At 65.7% G+C, this 25996-nt stretch carries 28 protein-coding genes; 25 read left to right on the forward strand and 3 right to left on the reverse strand.

Annotation, left to right across the window (positions count from 1 at the left end; genetic code table 11):
• Positions 1-4 precede the first annotated feature (4 nt).
• The 22 genes from CDO46_RS10645 to CDO46_RS10750 all read left to right on the forward strand — a co-directional run bounded on the left by CDO46_RS10645 (position 5) and on the right by CDO46_RS10750 (position 20102).
• A complete protein-coding gene (locus CDO46_RS10645) occupies positions 5-985 on the forward strand; it encodes a copper resistance protein B (protein ID WP_005408883.1) in 981 nt (326 codons plus the stop codon).
• A 37-nt stretch (positions 986-1022) separates the two neighbouring features.
• Complete coding sequence (locus CDO46_RS10650) at positions 1023-1508, forward strand: DUF411 domain-containing protein (protein ID WP_003090303.1); 486 nt, start codon at positions 1023-1025, stop codon at positions 1506-1508.
• Positions 1509-1541: 33 nt separating this feature from the next.
• Positions 1542-1814 (forward strand): DUF2933 domain-containing protein, encoded by a 273-nt coding sequence (locus CDO46_RS10655; protein WP_008063316.1) that lies wholly within the window; start codon positions 1542-1544, stop codon positions 1812-1814.
• Between the two features lie 286 nt (positions 1815-2100).
• Complete coding sequence (locus CDO46_RS10660; protein WP_232357027.1) at positions 2101-4407, forward strand: heavy metal translocating P-type ATPase; 2307 nt, start codon at positions 2101-2103, stop codon at positions 4405-4407.
• Between the two features lie 141 nt (positions 4408-4548).
• The gene (copC, locus tag CDO46_RS10665; protein ID WP_008063308.1) at positions 4549-4935 is read left to right on the forward strand and encodes a copper homeostasis periplasmic binding protein CopC; all 387 of its coding nucleotides are present in this window, start codon (positions 4549-4551) and stop codon (positions 4933-4935) included.
• Between the two features lie 4 nt (positions 4936-4939).
• Positions 4940-5866: a copper homeostasis membrane protein CopD gene (gene copD / locus CDO46_RS10670; protein WP_008063304.1), complete on the forward strand. Its 927-nt coding sequence runs from the start codon at positions 4940-4942 to the stop codon at positions 5864-5866.
• A 128-nt stretch (positions 5867-5994) separates the two neighbouring features.
• Positions 5995-6279 carry a CopK family periplasmic copper-binding protein gene (locus tag CDO46_RS10675; RefSeq protein WP_016451563.1) on the forward strand — a complete coding sequence of 95 codons (285 nt, stop codon included), beginning with the start codon at positions 5995-5997 and terminating at the stop codon, positions 6277-6279.
• A gap of 147 nt (positions 6280-6426) precedes the next feature.
• Entirely contained in the window at positions 6427-7353 is a 927-nt protein-coding gene (locus CDO46_RS10680; RefSeq protein WP_012202378.1) for a LysR family transcriptional regulator, read from the forward strand.
• Between the two features lie 13 nt (positions 7354-7366).
• Positions 7367-7594 (forward strand): EexN family lipoprotein, encoded by a 228-nt coding sequence (locus CDO46_RS10685; protein WP_016451559.1) that lies wholly within the window; start codon positions 7367-7369, stop codon positions 7592-7594.
• A gap of 217 nt (positions 7595-7811) precedes the next feature.
• Complete coding sequence (locus CDO46_RS10690; protein ID WP_012202376.1) at positions 7812-9833, forward strand: conjugal transfer protein TraG; 2022 nt, start codon at positions 7812-7814, stop codon at positions 9831-9833.
• Positions 9830-10294 (forward strand): ribbon-helix-helix protein, CopG family, encoded by a 465-nt coding sequence (locus CDO46_RS10695; protein WP_012202375.1) that lies wholly within the window; start codon positions 9830-9832, stop codon positions 10292-10294. Before CDO46_RS10690 ends, CDO46_RS10695 begins: the two co-directional genes overlap by 4 nt.
• Positions 10291-11352 (forward strand): P-type conjugative transfer ATPase TrbB, encoded by a 1062-nt coding sequence (gene trbB / locus CDO46_RS10700; RefSeq protein WP_012202374.1) that lies wholly within the window; start codon positions 10291-10293, stop codon positions 11350-11352. The genes CDO46_RS10695 and trbB overlap by 4 nt, the downstream gene beginning before the upstream one ends.
• Positions 11349-11732: a TrbC/VirB2 family protein gene (locus tag CDO46_RS10705; RefSeq protein ID WP_012202373.1), complete on the forward strand. Its 384-nt coding sequence runs from the start codon at positions 11349-11351 to the stop codon at positions 11730-11732. Before trbB ends, CDO46_RS10705 begins: the two co-directional genes overlap by 4 nt.
• Entirely contained in the window at positions 11729-12001 is a 273-nt protein-coding gene (locus tag CDO46_RS10710; RefSeq protein WP_003103993.1) for a VirB3 family type IV secretion system protein, read from the forward strand. Before CDO46_RS10705 ends, CDO46_RS10710 begins: the two co-directional genes overlap by 4 nt.
• Positions 12002-12016: 15 nt before the next feature.
• Positions 12017-14470, forward strand: coding sequence for a conjugal transfer protein TrbE (gene trbE / locus CDO46_RS10715; RefSeq protein WP_016451558.1), 2454 nt, complete (start codon positions 12017-12019; stop codon positions 14468-14470).
• On the forward strand, positions 14467-15192 hold the full coding sequence (trbJ, locus tag CDO46_RS10720; protein ID WP_012202371.1) for a P-type conjugative transfer protein TrbJ: 726 nt from the start codon (positions 14467-14469) through the stop codon (positions 15190-15192). Before trbE ends, trbJ begins: the two co-directional genes overlap by 4 nt.
• A 12-nt stretch (positions 15193-15204) precedes the next feature.
• The gene (locus CDO46_RS10725; protein ID WP_012202370.1) at positions 15205-15504 is read left to right on the forward strand and encodes a hypothetical protein; all 300 of its coding nucleotides are present in this window, start codon (positions 15205-15207) and stop codon (positions 15502-15504) included.
• Positions 15501-16874 carry a P-type conjugative transfer protein TrbL gene (gene trbL, locus CDO46_RS10730; RefSeq protein ID WP_012202369.1) on the forward strand — a complete coding sequence of 458 codons (1374 nt, stop codon included), beginning with the start codon at positions 15501-15503 and terminating at the stop codon, positions 16872-16874. The genes CDO46_RS10725 and trbL overlap by 4 nt, the downstream gene beginning before the upstream one ends.
• Before the next feature lie 18 nt (positions 16875-16892).
• Positions 16893-17597: a conjugal transfer protein TrbF gene (trbF, locus tag CDO46_RS10735; protein ID WP_012202368.1), complete on the forward strand. Its 705-nt coding sequence runs from the start codon at positions 16893-16895 to the stop codon at positions 17595-17597.
• Complete coding sequence (trbG, locus tag CDO46_RS10740) at positions 17594-18583, forward strand: P-type conjugative transfer protein TrbG (protein WP_012202367.1); 990 nt, start codon at positions 17594-17596, stop codon at positions 18581-18583. Before trbF ends, trbG begins: the two co-directional genes overlap by 4 nt.
• 2 nt (positions 18584-18585) lie before the next feature.
• Positions 18586-19860: a TrbI/VirB10 family protein gene (locus tag CDO46_RS10745; protein ID WP_016451557.1), complete on the forward strand. Its 1275-nt coding sequence runs from the start codon at positions 18586-18588 to the stop codon at positions 19858-19860.
• On the forward strand, positions 19857-20102 hold the full coding sequence (locus CDO46_RS10750) for a DUF2274 domain-containing protein (protein ID WP_012202365.1): 246 nt from the start codon (positions 19857-19859) through the stop codon (positions 20100-20102). The genes CDO46_RS10745 and CDO46_RS10750 overlap by 4 nt, the downstream gene beginning before the upstream one ends.
• 279 nt (positions 20103-20381) lie before the next feature.
• Here CDO46_RS10750 and CDO46_RS10755 read toward each other — a convergent pair whose 3' ends face one another.
• Together CDO46_RS10755 and CDO46_RS10760 are read right to left on the reverse strand one after the other, a co-directional pair.
• Positions 20382-21881, reverse strand: coding sequence for an aldehyde dehydrogenase (locus CDO46_RS10755; protein ID WP_087838452.1), 1500 nt, complete (start codon positions 21879-21881; stop codon positions 20382-20384).
• An 11-nt stretch (positions 21882-21892) separates the two neighbouring features.
• Positions 21893-23101, reverse strand: a complete 1209-nt coding sequence (locus tag CDO46_RS10760; protein WP_217896300.1) for an NAD(P)/FAD-dependent oxidoreductase — start codon at positions 23099-23101, stop codon at positions 21893-21895.
• A 244-nt stretch (positions 23102-23345) separates the two neighbouring features.
• Here CDO46_RS10760 and sigJ point away from each other — a divergent pair, with 244 nt between their 5' ends.
• Positions 23346-24230, forward strand: a complete 885-nt coding sequence (sigJ, locus tag CDO46_RS10765; protein ID WP_087838453.1) for an RNA polymerase sigma factor SigJ — start codon at positions 23346-23348, stop codon at positions 24228-24230.
• Positions 24231-24328: 98 nt separating this feature from the next.
• A complete protein-coding gene (locus CDO46_RS10770) occupies positions 24329-24811 on the forward strand; it encodes an LEA type 2 family protein (protein WP_087838502.1) in 483 nt (160 codons plus the stop codon).
• Between the two features lie 10 nt (positions 24812-24821).
• Here the strand turns inward: CDO46_RS10770 and CDO46_RS10775 are convergent, their stop codons facing one another.
• On the reverse strand, positions 24822-25466 hold the full coding sequence (locus CDO46_RS10775; protein ID WP_087838454.1) for a TetR/AcrR family transcriptional regulator: 645 nt from the start codon (positions 25464-25466) through the stop codon (positions 24822-24824).
• Between the two features lie 100 nt (positions 25467-25566).
• Here CDO46_RS10775 and CDO46_RS10780 point away from each other — a divergent pair, with 100 nt between their 5' ends.
• Complete coding sequence (locus CDO46_RS10780; RefSeq protein WP_087838455.1) at positions 25567-25989, forward strand: VOC family protein; 423 nt, start codon at positions 25567-25569, stop codon at positions 25987-25989.
• Positions 25990-25996: the final 7 nt, after the last annotated feature.

Genomic DNA, 25996 nt, shown 5'->3' on the forward strand with positions numbered 1-25996 from the left:
AAGAATGTCCAAAGCACTCCCCACTCGCGCACTGGCCACGACGCTTCTGGCCCTGGTAAGCGTCGCCGCCCAGGCACAAGCACAGAACGACCATGCAGCGCACGGCCAGGCCGACGCTCAAACGGCCGCGCCATCCACTCAGACCGTGGCTCCTGCCGCCGACCCGCACGCGGGTCACGCGACGTCGGCGAGCGGCTCGACCGCGGCCCCGGCCATGGATCACGGCAACATGCAGATGCAGGGCGGGTCGGCGCCTCCTGACGCCCGCGATCCGCATGGCTACTCCAATGGCCTGACATTGGGATCGGGCGACTACGCCGTACCCGGTGTGCCGCGGCTGATGCTGGCCGACGAACACAGGTTCTTCTCGTTGCGCGGCGAAACCCTGGAACGCCGCTTCACGCGCAAAGGGGACGATTCCACGGCCTACGACCTCCAGGCTTGGTATGGGACGACCTACAACAAGGCCGTCGTGAAGGCCGAAGGCGATATCGCCAAAGGAAAGCTCGAAGAATCGCGTACCGAGCTTCTCTGGGGGCACGCCGTCGCACCGTACTGGGACACCCAGCTCGGCGTTCGGGTGGATAACGGAGAAGGCCCGAGCCGTCAATGGTTGGCTTTCGGCATCCAGGGCCTCGCCCCCTACTGGTTCGAGCTGGAGGCGACGGGCTACGTGGGAAGTGGCGGACGTACGGCGCTGCGTGTCGAAGGAAGCTACGAGCTGCTGCTGACCCAGCGACTGATTCTGGAGCCTCGTGCCGAATTGCAGTTCTATGGCAAGGACGACCCGGAACGCGGTATCGGCAAGGGCTTGGCCGAAGCGTCTGCTGGCTTGCGCCTGCGCTATGAATTCAGTCGCCAGTTCGCCCCCTACATCGGCGTGGAACGGGCGGGCAGCTTCGGACGCACCGCGGACTATGTGCGCGCCGAAGGTGGCCGCGCGCAGCAGACGCGCTGGGTGGCTGGCGTGCGATTCTGGTTCTAGAACCTTGTGGGTTTGATCATCTGATGAGAGGCAATCTATGAACATGCACTACGACAGAAGCCAGGGCAAAGTGCCGAGACGCCAAGCATTGATCGCTGGCTTGTTGGTGATGGCACTCGCAGGACCGAGCCTGGCGCAGAGCCGACCGATCGCCAAGGTGTGGAAGGACCCGAGCTGCGGTTGCTGCAAGGACTGGGTCTCACACCTGCAAGGCGCAGGCTTCGATGTGCAGGTTCTTGACACCGGGAACACGGCAGCGCGCACGCGGCTGGGCATCCCGCAGAAGTACGGTTCGTGCCACACGGCGCAGATCGGCGGCTATGCCATCGAGGGTCATGTGCCTGCCTCGGACATTCAACGCTTGCTGCGCGAAGCCCCGCAGGCCATCGGCCTCGCGGCGCCGGGCATGCCGGTCGGTTCGCCCGGCATGGATGGTCCGGCCTATGGTGGACGCAAGGACGCCTACGACGTGCTGCTGATCGGGAAAAACGGTAGTAGCACGGTCTATCAGTCGCATCGCTGACCATCCATCAACCCTTTTCCGTGGAGATATGCCATGCAGCATCAGCACACACAGACCCCCAGCGATCGTCCCCGGTTCTGGCGATCGCGCTACGGCGTGGCGTTCCTCATCATCGCCGCTGTCGCCGCGTATTTCCTGCTCAAGGAGCACACGGCACATGTTGCCGGCTATCTCCCCTTCCTGCTGCTGGCGGCTTGTCCGCTGATGCACCTGTTCATGCACCGTGGTCACGGCCACGGCGGACACGATCATGCCGCGCGTCAGGGTGAGGAAGGTGCCGCACCCGCCAAGGAGCAGAAGCAATGAGTCGCGTGCTCGCACCGTGCGAGCACGCGACGCCGCGCTTGTCTCCTTGCGCGCCTGCGGCCTGCTGCGATCACCAGACACCAACGGTTAACGGCGGAGGGCACTTGTCACTATGAATTCACCCAGCAAGTCTTCAGGACATGAGCACGCAGGCATGGCGGCGGGTGCCACAACGTCCGGCCCGCATACGCACCACCATCACGCCAGCCATGCCGGCAGTGACGACGCGGGCGGGTCCTCAAGCCACTCGCAGCCCGATGCCGCGACGCGCGATCCGGTGTGTGGCATGGCGGTCACGGCGGCGTCGGAGCACCGCTCCACGCACTTGGGGAACACGTACTTGTTTTGCAGCACCGGATGCAAGGCCAAATTCGACACCGATCCGGCGCGATATGCCAGCGGTGGCGCGGGCATAGGCACAGGCAGCGGCCATGCGCCGCATCACCATGCCAGCACCGCAGTTTCACCGGCCCCGGCGGCATCGCCAACCGCACCCGGAACGATCTACACCTGCCCGATGCACCCGGAGATCCGCCAGGATCATCCGGGAACCTGCCCCAAGTGCGGGATGACGCTGGAGCCCCTGCTGCCCGACCTCGACGACGACAACCCGGAGTTGCGTGACTTCTCGCGTCGCTTCTGGTGGACCTTGCCGTTGACGCTCGTGGTCCTGGCGCTGGCGATGCTGGGCGAGCGGCTGCACCTGATGGACATGGCTACGCAGAGCTGGGTCGAGTTGGTGCTGTCGTTGCCGATCGTGCTGTGGGCCGGCTGGCCCTTCTTCTCCCGCGGCTGGCTGTCCGTGGTCAACCGCAGCCCGAACATGTGGACACTGATCGGCCTGGGAACGGGTGCGGCATTCATCTACAGCGTCGTGGCAACCGTTGCGCCGGAAGTGTTTCCAGCCTCCTTCATGTCCATGGGACGGGTCGGCGTGTATTTCGAGGCCGCCGCCGTCATCATCTCGCTGACACTGCTCGGCCAGGTGCTGGAACTCAAGGCCCGCTCCCAGACTTCGGCGGCCATCAAGTCGCTGCTGGGGCTGGCGCCCAAGACCGCGCGGCGCATCAATGCGGACGGCAGCGAGGAAGACGTGCCGCTCAGCCATGTGCACGTCGGCGACCTGCTGCGCATCCGACCCGGCGAGAAGGTGCCGGTGGATGGCATCGTGCACGAGGGCAGCAGCTCGATTGACGAATCCATGCTGACCGGCGAACCGCTGCCCGTCAGCAAGCGCGCGGGCGACAAGGTCATCGGGGCCACACTCAACACCAACGGCGCGCTGGTCATGCGTTCGGAGCGGATCGGCTCGGACACCGTTCTATCGCAGATCGTCCAGATGGTCGCCCAGGCGCAGCGTTCCAAGGCACCGATGCAACGCATGGCCGATGTCGTTGCCGGCTACTTCGTGATGGCCGTCGTCGCCATTGCGGTCACGACGCTCTTTGTATGGGGATTCTTCGGGCCACAGCCCACCTGGGTCTATGGACTGATCAATGCGGTGGCCGTCCTGATCATCGCCTGCCCGTGCGCGCTGGGTCTGGCCACGCCGATGTCGATCATGGTCGCAACGGGCCGTGGCGCCACGCAGGGCGTGTTGTTCCGCGATGCCGCGGCGATCGAGAATCTTCGCAAGGTCGATACCCTCGTCATCGACAAGACAGGAACCCTGACCGAAGGCCGACCTGCTTTCGATCAGGTCGTCGCAGCACCCGGCTTTACGAACGATGAGGTGCTGCGTCTTGCGGCCAGCCTGGACCAGGGCAGTGAACACCCCCTGGCCGACGCCATCGTGCAGGCCGCGCGTGCCCAGGGCCTCCAACTCGTGAAGCCTCAGAGCTTTGAATCGGGAACCGGCATCGGCGTGCGCGGAAAGGTTGAGCACCGGCAACTGGCGTTGGGCAACACAGTGCTGATGGAACAGTCTGGCGTATCGGTGGAACCGCTCGTACCCCAGGCCGAAACTCTGCGCGGCGAAGGGGCCAGCGTCATGTACTTGGCTGTGGACGGGCAACTCGCGGGTTTGCTCGCCGTATCCGACCCGGTCAAGGGCAGCACCCCCGAGGCCCTGGCCGCGTTGAAGGCTGCGGGCCTGCGGGTCATCATGGCCACCGGGGACGGGCAGACCACCGCCAAAGCCGTCGGTGCACGCCTAGGCATCGACGAGGTGCATGGTGAGGTCAAGCCGGCGGACAAGCTCATGTTGATCGAGCGGCTGCAGAAAGAAGGCCGCATCGTCGCCATGGCCGGAGACGGCATCAACGACGCGCCGGCCTTGGCGAAGGCAGACGTGGGCATCGCCATGGGAACGGGAACCGACGTGGCGATGAACAGCGCTCAGGTCACGCTGGTCAAGGGCGACCTGCGTGGCATTGCTGTCGCTCGCACGCTCTCGGTGAGTACCGTGGGCAACATGAAGCAGAACCTCATGTTCGCCTTCCTCTACAACGCGCTGGGCATCCCCATCGCCGCCGGGGTTCTCTATCCCCTCACGGGCTGGTTGCTGTCGCCCCTGATCGCAGCATTGGCGATGAGCCTGAGTTCGGCATCGGTCGTGGGCAACGCCTTGCGGCTGAGAGCGAGCCGACTGTGACCGAAACATCTTTCAGAACCAACAGGAGTCTGCTATCGCCCAGCGAACCGTTTCTTTCGTTCCACGCCGTTGCGAAGGTGCAAGCCTTATCTCGGCATTTCGTTCTTAAACCACACCTCACACATCCAGGTAGAAACTTCTATGACCCGTTCACATTTCATCGCCAAGCTCGTCGCGCCGATCGCTGCTGGCCTGTTCGCCACCGCCGCATTCGCGCATCCTTCGCTGGTGTCTTCAACGCCGGCCGACAAGTCGCAGGTTTCCGCGCCAGCCACCATCGAGCTGAAGTTCTCCGAAACGCTGGTGCCGCAGTTCTCCGCCGCAAGCCTTGTCATGACGGGCATGCCGGGAATGGCGAGCCATGGCCCGATGAAGATCAACGCCAGCGTCGCGGGTGCCGGCGACGGCAAGACCATGGTCATCACGCCGGCACAGGCGCTCCAGCCGGGCGACTATCGCGTCGAATGGCGTGCCGTCTCCTCGGACACGCATCCGATCACGGGTAACGTCACCTTCAAGGTGAAGTAAGCCCATGGCCGGGGATTGGTTGACCATCGTCCTGCGCCTGGCGCTTTATCTGGACCTGGCGGCGGCGTTTGGCGTCGCCATGTTCGGACTCTATGCTTTGGGCAACGACGAGCGATCCTCGACGATCTCGCGCCGCTATCGCGTACTCATTGGCGCATCCGCCGCCATCGGCATTGTCCTGTCGATGTGGGGCATGACGGTCATGGCCAAGGCCATGTCCGGCGCCCAAAGCTACGCGGAGCTGTCAACGCACGTTTTCGACATGCTCATTACGGGCACGCACATGGGCATCGCCTGGTGCATTCGCATCCTGGCGTTAGTGACGTGTGTGCTCATCGCAGTGTTGCGCATGAATTCAACACTGCGTTTTGCAGCGATGGCCGCTTCCAGTGGTGTGGCGTTGGCGACCCTTGCATGGGCGGGACATGGCGCCATGGATGACGGCGTGCGCGGATACATTCATCTCGCTTCGGACATCACGCACCTCTGGGCGGCCGGTGCCTGGGTAGGCGCATTGATCGCGTTCTTGGTGCTTGCGGCGAACAAACCAAATACCGGGCAAGGCTCAGTAGAGATCCTGAGCCGAACATCCAATGGTTTCGCTCGGATAGGTACTGTGATCGTGGCGGCACTCGTCGTGACCGGAGCCCTGAATTACCTGTTGATCGCTGGGCCATCGCTTGATCCGCTCTTCTCAACGCTCTATGGCCGCCTGCTCGTAGGAAAACTCCTGTTGTTCGGAGGAATGCTCGCGCTGGCGGCAGCCAATCGGTTTCGACTGAGCCCAAGTCTGGAGGCGGCATTGAGAACAGGCAACCACGCACACGCGGTCGTCAAGCTACGGCAGAGTCTGTTCACGGAGGCGACATTAGCCGTTCTGGTTTTGGCGAGCGTTGCGTGGCTTGGCATCCTTTCTCCCAACGGCACCTAATCCTTGACTGGCACCAAATGACAGCACATGAATTGAATGTAATGCACGGGTAAGCGATCTGTAGATCGCGCGCTTCTACATTTAACGGCGCGGCGCAAGTTGTCGTCGTTTTCACAAAGGAGTCGATCATGAAATCGCAAATTGTCATTGCCGCCCTGTTGAGCGCCCTCTCCGTGCCTGCCTTCGCCGGTCATGCAGCAGCCCAGGCAGCCAAGGAGATGGTTCCGCTGGCTGACGGGGGAACGCTGTACGTCTTCAAGGATGGAAAGATGGCACAGGAAAGTCGCTTCGGACGCGCCGTGTATCAATCCATCGGCGCCTCAGTGGCGACGAAGGACGGGCGGAACATTGCCATTACCAGCAATGAAGTTGCTCGCCTCAGCTCGCTGCTTGAACAGGAGCACGGCGGGTAATTCGCGCGATCTGCTGATGCCTCCCAATGGCGTCAGAAAGAAGTCCCAGCGCCTGTCCGATTCGGATAGGCGCATGGCCTTCGGTGACTACCCCGGACAGAAGATTCAATGTGTAGGTTCAAATAACACTTAATAGGAGATTGATTTGTGGAGCTTCGTCATCTACGGTGTTTCCTCGCTGTAGCAGAGGAGCTTCACTTTGCCCGCGCTGCCGAGCGGTTGCACATCGACCAATCTCCGTTATCTCGCACCATCAAGGAGTTGGAGGAAGAACTCGGCGCACGCCTGTTTGTCCGCACCACTCGCAGCACACAACTGACCCGCGCTGGACGGCTGTTTCTGGAGCACGTTCAGCGAGTCTTTACAGTGCTGGAGCAGGCCCGCGATAGTGTCAAGTCCGCCGCCAACGGCTTTTGCGGCCAGTTGCGTATTGCCTTGTCCGATGGCGTCACGCCTTCGCGCCTGCCGGCATTGCTGGCGCGCAGCCGCGAAGAGGACCCCGAGGTGGAAATCCGATTGTTCGAGGTGCCTTTGGATCAGCAGATCAAGGGGCTTCATAGCGACCTGTATGACGCGGGCTTCTCGATGGCAGAGGATGCAGGTGATGGCATCATCGTCACTCCTGCATGGGAAGACGAATTGATGGTGGCGGTACCAGCCCGCCATCCGGTGCTTGCCTTCAAACAGATCCCGCTGAAGGAGGTGTTGCGCCATCCGCTGGCGCTGGGCGACCCAGCAGTGTGCGAAGGCCACGCGCGCCAGGTCGATCGGTTCCTACGCACATGCGGACAAGAGCCGCTGATCGCGCAGCGCGTGGCGACCTTCGACGTGATGATGACTTTAGTCTCCGCCGGCTTAGCATTGGGCTTGGCGGGCGAGGCGCACATTGCTTCCAGCCGCGAGCCGGGAGTCGTGGCCCGGCGCTTGGCGGGCAAGCCGACTATGCTCATGACCTATCTGCTGCGCCGCGATACGGAGCCGTCCGAAATGCTGGCTCGATTTATCGAACGAGTAGATTTTATTGATTCGGCTGATGAACTCGGCATCCCCGAAGACCTTCCACGCGACCGATAGTAGGAATAAGGCTATGAACAAAGTGATATTGCTGATATTGGTCACTGCACTGCCTGCATGCGGTCCTTCTCAACCTTCGGAAACCGTGGATGCGCTCGTAGCCAATCCCGAACGCATCAAAGAGATTCAACGTCAATGCAAGGAAGACCGCGCGAAGGTTGGCGACGAACTATGTCTGCGTGCTGCCGAAGCCGCCAAACGGCGATTTTTCGGTGATCGGCCCGAGCAAAAATCCAAGTAGGTTATCTCTCGGTCGCTTCGCTGCGACGAAGTTCTCGCTGTTACCTCACTACGCCGCAATGCGCTCGCGCTTGCGGCGTTTTTATTGCTTTCGCCACTAAAGGAAATCTGACTTTTTGGGCCTAAATTGCCGCCACATCGGCCTTTGACCGACCTGCGCGAACGCCTTGATCCTCAGTGCTGCGGCACCTCTGTGTGCCGTGATCGGAGGCGAGGTTATGCAAGGGACGAACGTGCTGTTCGGTCAGATCGCCGTGGTATTCGGCATCGTGATCGCTGGCGTATGGAGCGCCACGCAATGGACAGCAGCAGCCCTTGGCTACCAGCTACGCCTTGGCTCGCCCTGGTTCGATCTTCTCGGCACACCGATCTACCACCCGTGGAAACTGTTCGAGTGGTGGTTCTTCTTCGATGCCTACGCGCCGCGCGTGTTCGATACCGGCGGCGCCATCGCGGGCGGCAGTGGCCTGCTGGCGGTGGTGGTCGCCATCGGTATGTCGATCTGGCGCTCGCGCCAATCGCGGCTGGTTACGACCTACGGCTCGGCACGCTGGGCGAACGCGGATGACATTCGCAAGGCTGGCCTCACGCAGCCGGCCGGCGTGTTCCTCGGCCAGCACGACCGCCAGTACCTGCGGCATGAAGGCCCGGAACACGTCCTGACCTTCGCGCCCACGCGCTCGGGCAAAGGTGTGGGCCTGGTGGTGCCGACGCTGCTTTCCTGGCCAGCCTCGGCCGTCATCCACGACATCAAGGGCGAGAACTGGCAGATCACCGCCGGTTGGCGCTCGCGCTTCTCGCATTGCCTGCTGTTCAACCCGACCGATGCGAAGTCAGCGGCCTACAACCCGCTGCTGGAGGTACGGCGCGGCGCGCATGAGGTGCGCGACGTGCAGAACATCGCGGACATTCTGGTTGATCCCGAAGGTGCGCTGGAGAAGCGCAACCATTGGGAAAAGACCTCGCACGCGCTACTGGTTGGGGCCATCCTGCATGTGCTCTACGCAGGCGAAGACAAGACTCTGCGCGGCGTCGCCAACTTCCTCTCCGACCCGGCCAGTCCGTTCGAGCTGACCTTGCATCGGATGATGACTACGCCGCACCTCGTGAACGAGGAAGGTGGTGGCCCACATCCCGTGGTGGCATCCGCTGCGCGCGAAGTCCTCAACAAGAGCGATAACGAACGCTCGGGCGTGCTGTCCACGGCCATGTCGTTCCTCGGCCTGTACCGCGATCCCACGGTGGCCGAAGTCACCTCGCGTTGCGATTGGCGCATCGCTGACCTGATCGCTGCCGAGCATCCGGTATCGCTGTACCTCGTGGTGCCGCCTTCGGACATTTCGCGGACGAAGCCGCTCATTCGCCTGATCCTCAACCAGATCGGCCGGCGCCTCACCGAATCGCTCGACGGCTCCGACGGCATTCAGCGCCGCCACAAGCTGCTGCTGATGCTCGATGAGTTCCCGGCGCTGGGGCGGCTCGACTTCTTCGAGACGGCCCTGGCCTTCATGGCGGGCTACGGCATCCGCAGCTTCCTCATCGCGCAGTCGCTCAACCAGATCGACAAAGCCTATGGCCAGAACCATTCGATTCTGGACAACTGCCATGTGCGCGTGACGTTCGCCACGAACGACGAGCGCACGGCCAAGCGCATTTCCGAAACGCTCGGCACCGCTACCGAGCTGCGCGCGCAGCGCAACTACGCGGGCCATCGGCTCGCGCCGTGGCTGGGCCACCTGATGGTGTCGCGCCAGGAAACCGCGCGCCCGCTGCTGACGCCGGGCGAAGTCATGCAGCTTCCGCCTGACGAGGCCGTGGTGATGGTGTCCAGCGTGGCGCCGATCAAGGCGAAGAAGCTGCGCTACTACGCGGACGCCAATTTCAAGCGTCGCGTGCTGCCACCGCCCGCGCTGGCGGATGGGCAGTACGCCGACGCGCCGCCATTGCGGCCCGACGACTGGAGCGGGTTGGCGATTCCGTCCGTGCCCGCTGCACTGGCCGCCGCGTCCGCTGATGGCCTGGAGAACTTGGGTTCGGCCGACGACGGCGGCCCGCGCCGTCAGCCCGAACTCTCCGAAACCGTCGCCTACGACTCCGAGCTGGCCGCTCCCACGGCCGACCTCGCGCTGCTCGATGACGACGACGACCTGCCGCTTCCCCTTCCTCGCCAGCTTGATCCGGCCATGCAGCGCAGCGCCCGGCTGGCTTCCCTCGACCCCAACGACGGAATCGAGCTATGAGCCACTATCGCCTCAACCTGTTCATCCAGCCGGAGCACGCCAAGCGGCTCGATGAGCTGGCCGCCAAGAAAGGCGTGTCCAAGTCGTCCATCGTCGCGGCGGCGCTCGCATCATGGCTGTCGCCCGATGCCGCCGACCAGCGCGAGGCGGCCATTGCCAAGCGGCTGGATCGCCTCTCGCGCCAGGCCGATCGCATGGAGCGCGACCAGAACATCGCCATCGAAACGCTGGCGCTGTTCATCCGCTACTACCTGACCGTGAGCACTCCGGTTCCCGAGGCGCACCAAGACGCGGCACGCGCGCAAGGCAAGGCGCGCTTCGAGCAGTTCACCGAGCAGCTTGGCCGCCACCTGCTGCGGGGCCGCAGCCTGGTGCGCGACGTGGTGGAGGAACTGCATCCCGACCCAATGCGGATGGAAGACGCGGCGGCAGCCGCGCAAGCGCAGGAGCGTGCCTCATGAGCGCCGCGCCTTCATCCCTCACCACCTCGCTCGACCGCCGCATCCAGATGCTGCGCACGGCGATGGGGCCGCTGATCGCCGCCGCGCTCGAAGACCCGGACGTGGTGGAGGTGATGCTGAACCCCGATCGCACCCTTTGGGTGGATCGGCTTTCCAGTGGGCGCGCGCCGATGGGCGCGGAGTTGCCGGAGACGGACGGCGAGCGAATCATCCGCTTGGTCGCGGCCCACGTTGGCGCAGAAGTCCATCGCGGGCAACCGCTGCTGTCCGCCGAGTTGCCCGAAACCGGCGAACGCTTCGAGGGCATCTTGCCGCCCGCTGCGCCGGGGCCGGCCTTCGCGCTGCGCAAGCGCGCCATCGGCGTCATCCCTCTGTCGCGCTACATCGAGGACGGAATGATGACCGCCGAGCAGGCGGGCTTTCTCGTTCGCGCCGTGCGCGAGCGCCAGAACGTCCTGATCGCAGGAGCCACGAGCAGCGGCAAGACCACGCTCGCCAATGCGCTGCTGGCCGAGATCGCCGCCACGGGCGACCGCGTACTGGTGCTCGAAGACACCATCGAGTTGCAATGCGCGGCCCGCGACCATGTGCCGCTGCGCACGCGCGCCGGCGTCGTGTCCATGACCGAACTGGTGCGGTCGTCCATGCGCCTGCGGCCTGATCGCGTCGTCGTCGGCGAGGTGCGCGGCGCCGAGGCGCTGGATCTCATCAAGGTGTGGGGCACCGGCCATCCGGGCGGTATCGCCACGATCCACGCCGGCTCCGCGCTCGGCGCGCTGCTGCGCCTGGAGCAACTGATTCTCGAAGTGGCGGTGAACCCGCCGCGTGCGCTGATCGCCGAGGCGGTCAACGTGGTGATCCATATCGCCGGGCGCGGGCGCAAGCGCCGCATCGAGAGCATCGCCCGCGTCGTCGGCTTTGACGGCGTGGGCTACCGATTGGCGGATTGGGAGGCGGACGCGCTGGACACGCCGTTTCCCGAGTTGTCGCCAAACCCCGATGCCGTACCCGCTGCGGCGACTTCCTCATCCCTTGACTCACTTGGAGAACTGCCATGACGCAGATGACCATTCCTGCTTTCCGTTTTTCTGCAAATCCGGCTTTGCGTCTTGCGCGGCTGCGCTGCCTGGCCCGTCCTGCGGGGCAAGGGCTGCTGCTGGCCGCGTTGCTGTTGTTCCTGGCCGGAGCCGCGCAGGCCGCCGGTTCCTCGATGCCGTGGGAAGGCCCGCTGCAATCCATCCTCGAATCCATCCAGGGGCCGGTGGCGCGCATCGTCGCGGTCATCATCATCATCGCCACGGGCCTCGCGCTCGCGTTCGGCGACACGTCCGGCGGGTTCCGCAAGCTGATCCAGATCGTATTCGGTCTGTCCATCGCGTTCGCCGCTTCGAGCTTCTTCCTGTCGTTCTTCAGCTTCTCCGGCGGGGCGGTCGTATGAGTGCCCCTGACACCTTCGCGGACGGCTTCGAGGTGCCGCTGCATCGCTCGCTGACCGAGCCGATTCTGCTGGGCGGTGCGCCGCGCACCGTAGCGATCGCTAACGGCACGCTGGCCGCCGCTGTCGGCCTGGGCCTGCAACTGTGGATTCCGGGCGTCGTGCTCTGGATCGTCGGCCATTCGCTGGCGGTGTGGGGTGCGCGCGTCGATCCGCAGTTCATGCAGGTCTTCGCCCGGCACATCAAGCACCGCCCGCTGCTGGACGTGTGAGGGGAGGACGCCGCGATGCTGAACCTCGCCGAATACCGCCAGCGCCCGGCCTTGCTTGCCGACTGGCTGCCCTGGGCCGGGCTGGTCGCACCGGGCGTCGTCTTGAACAAGGACGGCAGTTTCCAGCGCACGGCCCGGTTTCGCGGGCCTGACCTCGACAGCGCGACGCAAGGCGAGCTGATCGCCACGTCGGCGCGGTTGAACAACGCGCTGCGCCGCATGGGATCGGGCTGGGCGCTGTTCATGGAAGCCGAGCGCCGGCCTGCGGCCGACTATCCGCACTCGGAGTTTCCCGAGCCGCTTTCGTGGGTGGTGGAGGAAGAACGCCGGGCCGCCTTCGAGGAATCGGGCCATCACTTCGAGAGCGGCTATCACCTGACGTTGCTTTACCTGCCGCCGGAAGAATCCCGCGCCCGTGCAGCCAAGATGCTCTACGAGAACACACCGACGAATGGCGTGGACTGGCGCGAGCGGCTGCAAGCCTTCGTCGCGGAAACGGATCGCGTCTTTGACCTGCTCGACGGCGTGATGCCGGAAATCGTCTGGCTGGATGACAGCCAGACGCTGACCTACCTGCACACGACCATCTCGACGCGGCGCTACCGCGTCGGTGTGCCCGAAGTGCCGTTCCACATCGACGCCCTGCTGACCGACTCGCCGCTGGTCGGTGGCCTGGCGCCCATGCTGGGCGACCAGCACCTGCGCGTGGTGTCGGTGCGCGGTTTTCCGACCTCGACCTGGCCGGGGATTCTGGACGACCTCAACCGCTTGGGCTTTGCATATCGTTGGAGTACGCGCTTTCTCTGTCTCGACAAATCCGAGGCGGAAAAGGAACTCACCCGCCTGCGCCGCCAGTGGTTTGCAAAAAGGAAGAACGTCATCGCGCTGCTGCGCGAAACGATCTTCCAGCAGGAAAGCCCGTTGGTCGATACTGACGCCAGCAACAAGGCGACCGACGCCGATGCCGCCTTACAGGAGCTGGGCAGCGATCAGGTCGCCTTCGGCTATCTCACCGCCACGGTGACGGTGCTCGATGCCGACCCGGCCGTAGCCGACGAGAAGCTGCGCATGGTGGAGCGGGTCATCCAGGGGCGCGGCTTCGTCACCATCCCGGAAACGCTCAACGCCGTGGATGCGTGGCTGTCATCCATTCCGGGCAACGCTTACGCCAACGTGCGCCAGCCCATCGTCTCGACGCTGAACCTAGCACACATGATGCCGGTGTCCGCAGTATGGGCGGGGCCGGAAAAGAACGACCACCTCGACGGCCCGCCGCTGATCGTCACGCGCACCGATGGCGCGACGCCGTTCCGGCTGGTGACGCACATCGGCGACGTGGGCCACACGCTGGTCGCAGGCCCGACCGGCATGGGCAAGTCGGTCTTGCTCGCCACGCTGGCGATGCAGTTCCGTCGCTATCGCGGTTCGCGCATCTTCGCCTTCGACATGGGCCGCTCGATGCGGGCCACGATCCTGGGCTTGGGCGGCGAACACTACGACCTGGGCACGGATGGCGAAATCGCCTTCCAGCCCTTGGCACGCATCGACCGCGAGGGCTACCGCACCTGGGCCGCAGAATGGGTCGAAGGCCGCTTGCTGCACGAAGGCGTGGCGGTCGGCCCCGACGAGAAGGCGGCTATCTGGTCGGCGCTTGGAAGCCTCGCCGGTGCGCCGGTGGAGCAGCGCACGATGACCGGCCTGTCGGTGCTGCTGCAATCGAACGCGCTGCGCCAGGCGCTCGCGCCCTACGTGCTCGGTGGTGCGCACGGCAAGCTGCTGGACGCTGACCACGACCGGCTCGGCATGGCCGACGTGCAGTGCTTCGAGATGGAGGAGCTGATGCACAGCAAGGCCGCCGTCATGGCCGTGCTGCATTACCTCTTTGCGCGCTTCGATGAACGCTTCGACGGATCGCCCACGCTGCTGATCCTCGATGAAGCGTGGTTGTTCCTCGATGACCCGGTGTTTGCCGCGCGTATCCGCCAGTGGCTCAAGACGCTACGCAAGAAAAACGTGTCGGTGATCTTCGCCACGCAGTCGCTCGCGGACATCAAGGATTCGAGCATCGCCCCCGCGATTATCGAAAGCTGCGCCAGCCGCATCTTCCTGCCGAACCCGCAGGCGACTGAGCCGCAGATTCGCACGATCTACGAAGGCTTCGGCCTCAACAGCCGGCAGATCGAGATCGTCGCCACCGCGCAGCCCAAGCGCGACTACTACTACCAATCCCGCCTCGGCAACCGCCTGTTCGACCTCGACCTGGGGCCGGCCGCGCTGGCGTTTGCGGGCGCTTCCACGCCGCAAGACCAGCGCGACATAGACCGCGTGCTGCTGGACGCCGGCGTACCCGGCTTCGCGGGCGCCTGGCTGCGCCATCGCGGCCTCGATTGGGCGGCCGACCTGCTGCCCTCGTTCCCCGGCCTTGCGCCGGGTTCCCTCGCTGATCAACCCCTGGAGAACCTGTCATGAAAAAGCGTCTTGTCGCCGCCGCAATCGCGGCCATGCTTTGCACCGCCACCGCCCATGCGCAATGGGTCGTGGTCGATCCCACCAACCTCGTGCAGAACACGCTGACCGCGATCCGCACGCTGGAGCAGATCAACAACCAGATCCAGCAGCTTCAGAACGAAGCGCAGATGCTGATGAACCAGGCGCGCAATCTCGCCAGCCTGCCATCCAGCGTGGTCGGCCAGTTGCGCGCCAATCTGGCGACCACGCAGCGGCTGATCGACCAGGCGCGCGGCCTGGCCTACGACGTGACGAATCTGGATCGGGAGTTTCAGCGCCTGTATCCCGAGCAGTACGCCGCCACGGTGAGCGGCGACCAGATGTACCGCGACACGCAGGAGCGATGGAAGAACACGCTCAACGGCTTGCAGACCACGATGCGGATGCAGGCCCAGGTTTCGCAGAACCTGGGCGAAGACGAAAGCGTGCTCGCCGACCTCGTGGGCAAGAGCCAGTCAGCCGAAGGTGCGTTGCAGGCGATGCAGGCCATGAACCAGTTGCTGGCCTTGCAGGCCAAGCAGTCGATCCAGTCGCAGCGGCTCCAGATCACGCAGGATCGCGCTGCCGCGCTGGAACTGGCGCGGCAGGCGGCGGCCACGGAGCGCGGACGTGAGATGACGCGCCGCTTCCTGGGCAGTGGCACGCCGTACACGCCGCAAGCCGTCGATTTCTACAACCACTGACGAGGTGCGGCCATGAAGTACGCGCCTGTCGTGTTCGCTCTCGCGTTCCTGCTGTCCGGCTGCGATCAGCCGCTGTCGGTGGCTTCACTGGCCGCCGATCCATCCCGGTTGCACACGCTGCGCGCGCAGTGCCGCACGGGCGCGCACGACGGCGCGTTTTGCGCGCAGGTGGCCCAGGCCGACCTGCGGCGCTTTCTCTCCGGCCAGACCGGGCCGAGCGAGTATCAGACGCTAGCCGACCTGCCGCCGATTCCGCCCAGCTTCGATGAACCCGCCGATGCCGATGCGCCTGGGCAGGAGGACTCACCATGAACGACGTAACGATCATCGACCGCTTCCTCGATACCTTCTCGCGCTACATCGACTCGGGCTTTGGACTGCTGCATGGCGAGGTGGCGTTTCTGACCGCCACGCTGATCGTCATCGACATGACGATCGCCGGGCTGTTCTGGGCGATGGGCCATGCCGTCGGCCAGGGCGAGGACGTGATCGCCAAGCTGATCCGCAAGGTGCTGTACGTCGGTGCCTTCGCCTACATCATCGGCAACTTCAACACGCTGGCCGGCATCCTGTTCCGCTCCTTCGCCGGGCTGGGCCTAACGGCCAGCGGCTCGACCTTGAGCATGGAGAACTTCCTACACCCTGGGCGGCTGGCCAAGGTCGGCATCGACGCCGGTGCGCCGATCCTTGAGCAGATCGGCAACATGGCGGGCTTCCCCGAGGTGTTCGTGAACATCACGCCCATCGTCGTGATGTTCCTCGCGTGGTTGATCGTCATCCTGTGCTTCTTCGTGCTGGCGATCCAGCTTTTCATCACGCTGATCGAGTTCAAGCTGACCACGCTCGCCGGCTTCGTGCTGGTGCCGTTCGCGCTGTGGAACAAGACCGCGTTCCTCGCCGAAAAGGTGCTGGGCAACGTGGTGTCGTCCGGCATCAAGGTGCTGGTGCTCGCCGTCATTGTGGGCATCGGCTCGGGGCTGTTCGCCGAGTTTCAGGTACATCCCGCCGAGCCATCCATCGACCACTCCGTGGTCGTGATGCTGGCCTCGCTGACCCTGCTGGCCTTGGGCATCTTCGGGCCAGGCATTGCAACCGGGCTGGTGTCTGGCGGGCCGCAGCTTGGCGCGGGTGCGATGGCCGGTGCTGCGCTGGGCGCTGCGGGCGCTGCCGTTGCCGTCGGCGCCGCAGCCACGGGCGTCGGCGGCGCGGTAGCTGCTGGAGCGCGCATGGCGCCCGCTGCCGCCAAGCTGGCCGGCAGCGGCGCGCGGGCTGCCGCTGGGGCTGCCAGCAGTGCACGGTCGGCGTTCCAGGCCGGTTCCGCTTCGGCCGGCGGCGGCCTCAAGGGTGCCGCTGCGGGCTTCGGCAATGTCGCCAAGACAGGCGCTCAGGCAGCCGGGCAGAAGGTGGCCGATGGCGCGCGTTCGATGAAGGAACGTGCCGCCGCAGCTTTCCGCCAGGAAGGCACGACTTCGGCGGGAGGCGGTACAGCCGCCGCATCGGGCGGCCCAGCGTCTGGTGGTGATACGCCCTCCACCGCGCCGCAGGAGCAACCCGCCTGGGCCAAACGCCTGCATCGCCGCCAGCAACTCACCCATGCCGCAACCACCGCCGCCCACACGCTGCGCGGGGGCGACGGCGGCAGTTCCAGCCAGGGGCCGAGTCTGCGCGATTCCGATTCCTGATCTTCAAGGAGAACACCCATGCGATTCAAACGACCGCAGGTGCGCTATGCCGACACGCCGCAGCCTGCTACTCCGTACCAATCCGCCGCACAGGTGTGGGACGAGCGCATCGGCTCGGCCCGCGTGCAGGCGAAGAACTGGCGTTTCATGGCCTTCGGCTGTCTCACGCTGGCCGTGCTGATGGCCGGGGGCCTGGTCTGGCGCTCGGCGCAATCCATCGTGACACCCTATGTCATCGAGGTGGACAACGCGGGCCAAGTGCGCGCCGTGGGCGAGGCCGCTACGCCGTACCGGCCCAGCGATGCGCAGATCGCCTACCACCTGGGCCGCTTCATCGGCCTGGTGCGCTCGCTGTCCATCGACCCGATCGTGGTGCGGCAGAACTGGCTGGACGCCTACGACTACACCACCGACAAGGGCGCCGTGGTGCTCAACGAGTACGCCCGCGTGAACGATCCGTTCGCGCGCATCGGCAAGGAGTCGGTGACGGTGCAGATCACCAGCGTGACCCGCGCCAGCGACGCCTCTTTCAACGTGCGCTGGACGGAACAACGCTTCGTCAACGGCGCTCCTGCTGGCACCGAACGCTGGAACGCGGTGATTTCCATCGTGCAGCAGACCCCGCGCACCGAACAGCGCCTGCGCAAGAACCCGTTGGGCATCTACGTCAACGGCCTGTCGTGGAGCCGCGAACTGGATTCTTCCGAAGGAGCCAAGCCATGAACCCGTCTTTCCGTACTTACGTTTCCGTGCTGGCGCTCGCGGCCCTGGCGGGCTGCGCCACCCAGGGCAAGCCGCCGCCGACCATCTCGCTCGATGAGCCGGTGCAGGCGCAGCCGCTGCCGGAGCCGCCTGCACCTGTGGAGGCGGTCGCTGTGCCCGAGGTGCTGCCGATGCCGGCACAGTTGAAGCCAGCGCCCGAGGGCGAAGAAGCCAAGCCGGCGCCGGAGCCGGTCGACGAGAAGGTGCGCGTCTCACGGGCCAATACCGAGGCGCGCGTCGCGCCCACGCGCGAGGGCTACGTCAACGCGATTCAGGTGTGGCCTTTCACGGACGGCGCGCTGTATCAGGTCTATGCGGCCGTGGGCCGCGTGACCGTGATCGCGCTCCAGCCCGGTGAGGAACTGGTGACGGTGGCCGCTGGCGACACGGTGCGCTGGATCGTGGGCGACACATCGAGCGGCAGCGGGGATGCGCTGCGCGTGAACGTGATGGTCAAGCCCATCCGCTCGGGCCTCAAGACGAATCTCGTTGTAACCACCAGCCGACGCACCTATCTGCTGGAACTGACCTCGACAGAGAAGACATGGATGGCGTCGATATCCTGGGAGTACCCCAAGGACAAGATGCTCGCCTTGCAGCGGCAGGCGCAGGCGGCCAGCGCCGCCGCGCCGGTCGAGACCGGGCTGTCGCTGGAGAAGATCCGTTTCCGCTATGCCATCAGTGGCAGCAATCCGCCGTGGAAGCCGCTGCGCGCCTTCGATGACGGCGAGAAGGTATATATCCAGTTTCCCGCCGGCATCGCCCAGGGCGAGTTGCCGCCGCTGTTCGTGATCGGTGCGCAGGGCGACGGGCAATTGGTGAACTACCGCTTCCGCTCGCCGTATTTCATCGTTGATCGCTTGTTCGGCGCTGCCGAGTTGCGCTTGGGCGGGGACAAGGGCGACGTGGTGCGGATCGAGCGCACCGACGGCACGCGGGGGAACTGACCATGAGCCAGGACGACACCCCCGACCTCACCACGCCGCAGGCGGGCAAGGTCGCGCCCGAGGCGGTGGCGCTACGCGCCCAGCCGCGTCCGGTCACGCGCCTGAACCGGCGCACGCTGGCCGTCCTCGTCGGCGGCCTGTCGGTCGCCGTGCTCGGGGCCACGATCTGGTCATTGCAGCCGCATCGGCGCGGCACTGGCGAACAGACCGAGCTTTACAACGTGGATCGCGTATCGAAGTCCGAGGGGCTGGATGGCCTGCCTTCCGACTACTCGAAGCTGCGGAAGGTGCCCGAGTTGGGGCCGCCGCTGCCGGGCGATCTTGGCCCCGCCATCGTCGCTTCGCAGCAGCCGGCCGTAGCCGCTTACGCGGCCCCCGGCCACGATCCGAATGACGCTTTGCGCAAAGAGGCGGAAGCCGCTGCGGCTTCGTCGGTGTTCTTCCGCTCCGGCGGCCAGGGCCAAGGCCAGGCCGCAACGGTGGCGCAGGCGGCGCCGGGTGCGCCGGGTGCTGCAAGCGCGCTCGCAGCCTTCGACCCGCTCGCCGCCGGGCCGGCCTCGACGGCGGCCCAGCCCGCCGACCCGACCGCCACGCAGAACCGGCAAGACCAGAAGGAGGCGTTCCTGAAAGGCGGCTCTACGGAAACCCGCAATTCCGGCAACCTGGCGCTGCCGGCGTCGCCGTATCAGGTGATGGCCGGTACGGTGATCGCCGGGGCGCTGGTCACAGGCATCAAGTCCGATCTTCCGGGCGATGTGATCGCCACCGTCACGGAGCCCGTCTATGACACGGCCACGGGCAAGTTCCTGCTGATCCCGCAGGGATCGCGCATCCTCGGGCGCTACAACAGCCAGGTCAGCTACGGGCAGAGCCGCGTACAGGTGGTATGGAACCGGGTCATCCTGCCCGACACGTCATCGCTGACGCTCGACAACCTCGTGGGCACCGACCCGGCCGGCTACGCCGGCCTGGAAGACGACGTGGACTGGCACTGGAACCGCGTCTTCGCCGGCGCCGTGTTGACGACGCTGCTGGGCGTGGGCGCCGAGCTGGCCGCGCCGGAGAACCGCCAGGACGGCAACCGCATCGTCATCGCCGGGCGCGACAGCGCACAGGACAGCATCAATCAGGTCGGCCAGGAGATCACTCGGCGCAACATGAACATCCAGCCGACGCTGACAGCACGACCGGGCTTGCCGGTTCGGGTGATCGTGGCGCGCGACCTCGTGTTGCGTCCTTACCAACCCATGTTCTATCAGCTTGGAGGTGCGCGATGAGTACCGCCCGAAAACTCCGCCTCGGCCCGTTGCCGTCCAGCGGTAGCACGAAGCTGACGTTCACCTGCCCGGCCAGCCTGAAAGCCGACCTGGACGCCTACGCCGCACTGCACGCGCAGACGTATGGCGAGGCCGTCGATGCAACGACGTTGATCCCGCACATGCTGGAGACGTTCATGGCGGGGGATCGGGGATTCAGAAAGGGAAGCAGGGGCAAGGCCGCACCGCCGAAGTCGGGTTGACGATGTGGACGCATCCACCACCCACTCACGATGAAAGCGCAGCCCTCGGGTTGCGCTTTCGCTTTCTGGGGATGGATTGCGACAGGCCGGGGCATAAGATGGCTATGCGATCTTGCCCGCTGCGGCGCCCCTGCGTTTGCCACCGCAAAGCGCCCATGTGGCACCTAGCCAGAAATGCAGCAAGCGCGCGCCGCAGCCCGAATCTAGGCTAACCTATTGCCCCATAAGACCTTTTGCGCCGCTGCATGACCTCACAAAAGACTTGACAGCGGACATTTTTCATGTCCCCAGGCGTGGGATGGACGGCGGCACCGTGGGCAGCATGACCGTCTTCTCGAAGGTATAGAACTTCATGCTGGACTCGCCGCCCTCCCGGCCGTAGCCCGATGCCTTGATGCCGCCGAAGGGCGCGCGTAGGTCACGCGTCATGGGCGTGTTGACCCACACCATGCCGGCCCGGATCTCCGACAGCGCGCGCATCACCGTGGGCTGGTGGTCGCTCCATACATACGACACCAGGCCGAACTCGCTGTCGTTCGCGATGGCGTAGGCCTCGTCCTGCGTATCGAACGGGACGATGGTCGCGAAGGGTCCGAAGATCTCCTCGCGGCAGACACGCGCCGTGTTGTCCCGCGCCAATACCGCCGTCGGCTGGAAATAGAAGCCCGGTTCCAGTTCCTCGACCGTCGCGCCGCCGCACAGCAGCTGCGCGCCATCGGCGCGGGCGATGTCCACGTAGCCGGCCACTCGTTGCCGGTGCGCCTGGAACGCCAGCGGCCCGATCTCGGTGGCCGGGTCCAGCGGGCTGCCTATGCGCAGCCGGCGGGCGCGCTGCGCGAAGGCGTCGACGAAGCGGTCCAGCACCGCCCGCTGTACCAGGATGCGCGAACCGGCCAGGCACTGCTGGCCGTTGTTCGAGAAAATGCCGACCAGCGCGCCGTCCAACGCGCGGTCCAGGTCGGCCGATTCGAAGACGATGTTGGCCGACTTGCCGCCCAGTTCCAGCGACAGGGGCTTGAGCCCTTCGCCGGCGCTGGCCGAGATCCGCCGTGCCGTCTGCGTGCCGCCCGTGAACGACACCAGGTCCACCTGCGGATGCGCCACCAGGGCTTCGCCCGTGACGCCGCCCCGGCCGTTGACCAGGTTGACGACGCCCGGCGGCACGCCTGCTTCCACCAGCAGTTCCATGAAGCGCGCGACCGCCAGCGGCGTGACCTCGGACGGCTTGCAGACGCAGCTGTTGCCGAACGCGATGGCGCCGGCGATCTTCATCGACGTCAGGGCCAGCGGCGCGTTCCACGGGCCGATCAGCGCCGCCACGCCCACCGGCTCGCGCAGCACCAGCGTCAGGTACCCGTCCGTCTGGCCGTGCAGCTTCTCGGCATGCTGGCCCAGGAACTCCGCGAAAAAGCGGAAGTTATAGGCGGTACGGGGAATCTGGCCCTTTTGCAGGTGGCGCATGGGAATGCCGGAGTTCATGCACTCCAGGTAGGCCAGTTCGTCGCGATGCAGGTCGACCAGGTCGGCCACCCTGCGCATCACGGCCTGCCGGGCCTCGACCGGCAGCCTGCGCCAGCGCCCGTCCTCGAAAGCGGCCCGGGCGGACCGCACCGCCGCATCGACCTCGTCCGCCGGCGCCTCGACCAGGGTCGAGATGCGCCGCGCGTCGCCGGGGAAGATCACCGGCAGCTCGTATCCGGCCGAACGCGTGCAGCGGCCGTCGATGAAACTCGTTACTTGCTCGCGGATGGGGAATTCGGCCGGCGCGGGTTGCTTCATGTCGTTCCGTGCTATTCGATCGCGGCCGCTTCGCGCAGGCTCAGGATCATCGAGGTTTCGAGCAGGTACTCGCGGGCCAGGCGCGGATCGTCCGCCTTGCGCTTCAAGTCCTCCAGCGTCGCGCGGCGTTGCGCCTCCCCGCGCTCCTGCATGCGGGCGCGGTTACGGCCGGACTGCTGCAATACGTGCTTGATCGCGATCGGGCGGCGCTGGCGCTCGTATTGCCCCAGCAGCGCATCGCTTTCGCCCGCATAGATGCGGCGCAGCTTGTCGGTAAGGTTGAAGGCGTCGTGGATGCCGCCGTTCATGCCCATGCCGCCGCTGGGGCTGTTGATGTGGGCGGCGTCGCCGGCCAGCACGATGCGGCCGTTGACATAGGTGTTCACGACCCGCTGGTGGATGCGGTAGGGCCGGATCTCCATCACCTCGTAGGCCTGTTCGCGCGGCAGGACGTGTTGCAGTTTCTTCTGGATGGACTCGGGCTGGAGGGCGTCGTCGATCGACTCGCCTTCCCACGGGTACAGGCTGACCCGCCAGAGGCCGGGAAGCCGCAGCAGGCTGAAGGTGCCGGTCGAGGCCCAGCAATAGTTGATGTAGGACAGCGTGGGAATGTGCTCGTGGAACGGAAAGCGGGTGGTGGCCAGCACCGTGGTCTCGGGAAAGGTCAGTCCTTCGAAGCTCAGGTCCAGCGCGGCCCGCACCATGCTGCGGGCGCCGTCGGCCGCGATCAGGTAGCGCCCCGTCAGTTCCTGCCGCTCGCCGCCGGGCCGCTCCACCGTGACGCGCACCGAGTCCGCGTCCTGCGACACCTCCACGCACGGGTGTCCCATCAGCACCCGCACCGCCGGCAGCTTTTCCCGGATGTGGGCCAGCAGCAGCTCGGACAGTTTCCATTGTTCGGTCTGCAGGCGATAGGGATGCGGGGTCTCGTCCTTGAGCACCGACAGGTCGAATTCGGCGAATTCGCTCGTCTCGTGCATGCGCACCTGCCAGGTGGGGGCGACCAGCCCGGCTTCGATCAACCCGGGCGTGATACCGTACTCGTCCAGCATCTCCAGCGTCGGGGGGTGGAAGGTCGAGGCCTTCAAGGCGCGCGACACCTGTTCCTCGGCTTCCACGACCACGACCGGAATGCCGTAATGGCCCAGCCGCATCGCCGCGACCAGGCCCACGGGGCCGCCGCCTACAATAATGACCTGCTCGGGGGTCCCGGTGCTCACACGCTACCTCGTTTCGGTTATCGACGCTTTTCGAGCCATTTCACATTTATTCTATTGACCTGTCAATAGGACAATTAAACCATCCGATCCGGCGTTCGGGACGGTGTCGCACGGGACGTCACAAACCGGCGGGCTCGTTCGTCACAAGGAGATCGCGGCGCCGACCAGCGCGATCGCGGCGATATCAACCTCTGGAGCCGGCTCCAGGTATCGATGCACTGATGGGTCCGCTCGGGAATGAATCATGGACATGATGACGGGTGATGGGACGGAGATCTTCGAAGCACGGCGGCGGTTCCTGTTCGGGCTGGCCTACCGCATGCTGGGCACGCGGGCGGATGCCGAGGATGCCGTGCAGGAGACCTTCATCAAGTGGATGCACGCGGATCGCGGCGCGATCGCGAATCCCGCGGCGTGGCTGACCAGCATCTGCACCAACCTGTGCGTGGACATGCTGCGCGCGGCGCACCGGACGCGGGTGGACTACGTGGGTTCGTGGCTGCCCGAGCCCATCCATACCCGCGAGGACGACACGCCGGAGTCGCGGCTGGAACTGGCCTCGTCGCTGACCACGGCCTTCCTGCTGGTGCTGGAGCGGCTCACGCCCAAGGAGCGCGCCGCGTACCTGCTGCACGAGATCTTCGACACCCCCTATCCGGACATCGCGGCCACGCTGGGCATGCAGGAAAGCGCCTGCCGCAAGCTGGTCTCGCGGGCGCGCGAGGCGGTCGAGTCCAGCAAGGTCCGCCACGCCACGCCGGCCGAACGCCAGGAGCAGTTGCTGTCGGCCTTCCAGGACGCCATCAATGGCCATGGCACGGGGCCGCTGGCTGCCCTGCTGTCGGACGATGTCCGCTTCTCGTCGGACGGCGGCGGCAAGGCCATCACGCTGCAGCAGGAACTGATGGGCAAGATGTCGGTGATGCGCTTCGTCGAACGCGGCCTGATACGGTTCTGGCGGGGCATGGACTGGATCGTGGCCGACATCAGCGGCGCCAGGGGCGTGCTGCTGCGCGAGAACGGCGTAATCATCGGCGCGTTGACCTTCGCCTACGGCGAAAACGGCGCGGTGTCCAATATTTACCTGATGCGCAACCCGGACAAGCTCGCCCGATTCCAGGGCCTGTGAGGCGGCTCTTGCAGGCCTTGCGGCAAGAGGTAACAAGTTTTGCGGACCTCGCGCCACGTTCCTAAGATGAAGGCTGCACAGCTTTCATGGGCACGATCATGCATCTTCCTTCCCCCGGATTTTCGTCGCCGCGCCGGGCCGCCCTGGCCGGCCTGCTGGCGGTGGCGCTGGCCGGCTGCGCCAGCCTGCCCGGCCGCGATCCGCTCAACGTGCAGGTCGCCGGCATCGAACCCCTGGAAGGCCAGGGGCTGGAGATGCGGATGGCGGTCAAGCTGCGGGTCCAGAACCCCAACGACTCCGCGGTGGACTACGACGGCGCCGCGCTGGAACTGGAGTTGAACGGCAAGCGCTTCGCGACGGGCGTCAGCAACGAACGCGGCAGCGTGCCCCGCTTCGGCGAGACCGTGCTGACGGTACCGGTATCGGTGTCCGCGCTCAGCGCCATCCGGCAGGCACTGGGCCTGGCCGATGGCTCCAGCCTGGACAACATTCCCTATGTGGTCCGCGGCAAGCTGTCGGGCGGCATGTTCGGCACGACGCGCTTTTCGGACAAGGGCAGCCTGAGCCTGCCCGGTTACTGAAGCGAGTCTCCTACAACCCCTTCTCCACCATCTCCAGCAGCCGCTGCCCCACCACTTCGACCTGCGCGGGACTGAAGCCGCGCAACGGCCCGTCTATCACCAGCATGGCCAGCCCATGGACGGACGACCACGCGAGGTATTCGGCGGCGTGGCGCCGCTCCGGCGTGAGCAGGCCCGCCGCCGCCATGCGATCCAAGGCGGCGCTGAGCAGCTGGAACGGATCCAGTCCGCCCCGGCCGGCCTTGTCGGCCGGGGGTACGTTCAGCGGCCCGTCGGCCGGGGCGAACGCGGTGCGGAACAGGCCGGGCTCCTTGCTGGCGAAGCTCAGGTAGCCCGTGCCCACCGCGCGCAGGCTGGCGCGGGCGTAGTCGGCGGGCGGGCTGTCGCCGTCCAGCTTGTCGAGCTCGGCTTCCATGGCGGTCGCCAGCGCGGACAGCGCCGCGGCCCGCACCGCCAGCAGCAGGTCTCCCCGGCTGGCGAAATGGCGGTAGGCGGCGTTCGGAACGACGCCGGCGCGGCGGGTGGCTTCGCGCAGCACGATCGCCGACGGGCCGCCCTGGCGGGCGAGCTCGATGCCCGCTTCCAGCAGGGCGCGGCGCAGGTCGCCGTGGCGGTAGGTGCTGCGCGAGGCGGGCGGGGTGACGGCGCTGGTCATGGGAACTCCATGTGGACACTGTACATTATCTCTGATAACTTATGTGTACAGCGTCCACAAACCCATCCCCTTCATCCAGCAGTCAGACGAGGAGACCGTCATGCACATCCAGCCCTATCTGTTCTTCGAAGGCCGGGCCGAGGAAGCGGCCGAGTTCTACGCCAAGGCGCTCGGCGCCCAGGTCACGATGATGCTGCGTTTCAAGGACGGCCCTCCGGCCTCGGGCGACAACGAGAACTGCGCGCCGCCGCCCGGGTCGGAAGACAAGATCATGCACATGTCGCTGCAGATCGGCGATGCCGTCGTGATGGGATCGGACGGCATGTGCAAGGGCCCGGCCGAATTCAAGGGTGTCTCGCTGGCGCTCAGCGTGGCCGACGACGCCGATGCCGAACGCAAGTTCGCGGCCCTGGGCGACGGCGGGACCGTGATCGCGCCGATGACGCCCACCTTCTTCTCGTCGCGCTTCGGCATGGTGACGGACCGCTTCGGCGTGACCTGGATGGTACAGGTCGCGCCCTGAGGCCGGC

This window comes from Pigmentiphaga sp. NML030171, from assembly GCF_002188635.1.
Lineage (GTDB): Bacteria > Pseudomonadota > Gammaproteobacteria > Burkholderiales > Burkholderiaceae_B > Pigmentiphaga > Pigmentiphaga daeguensis.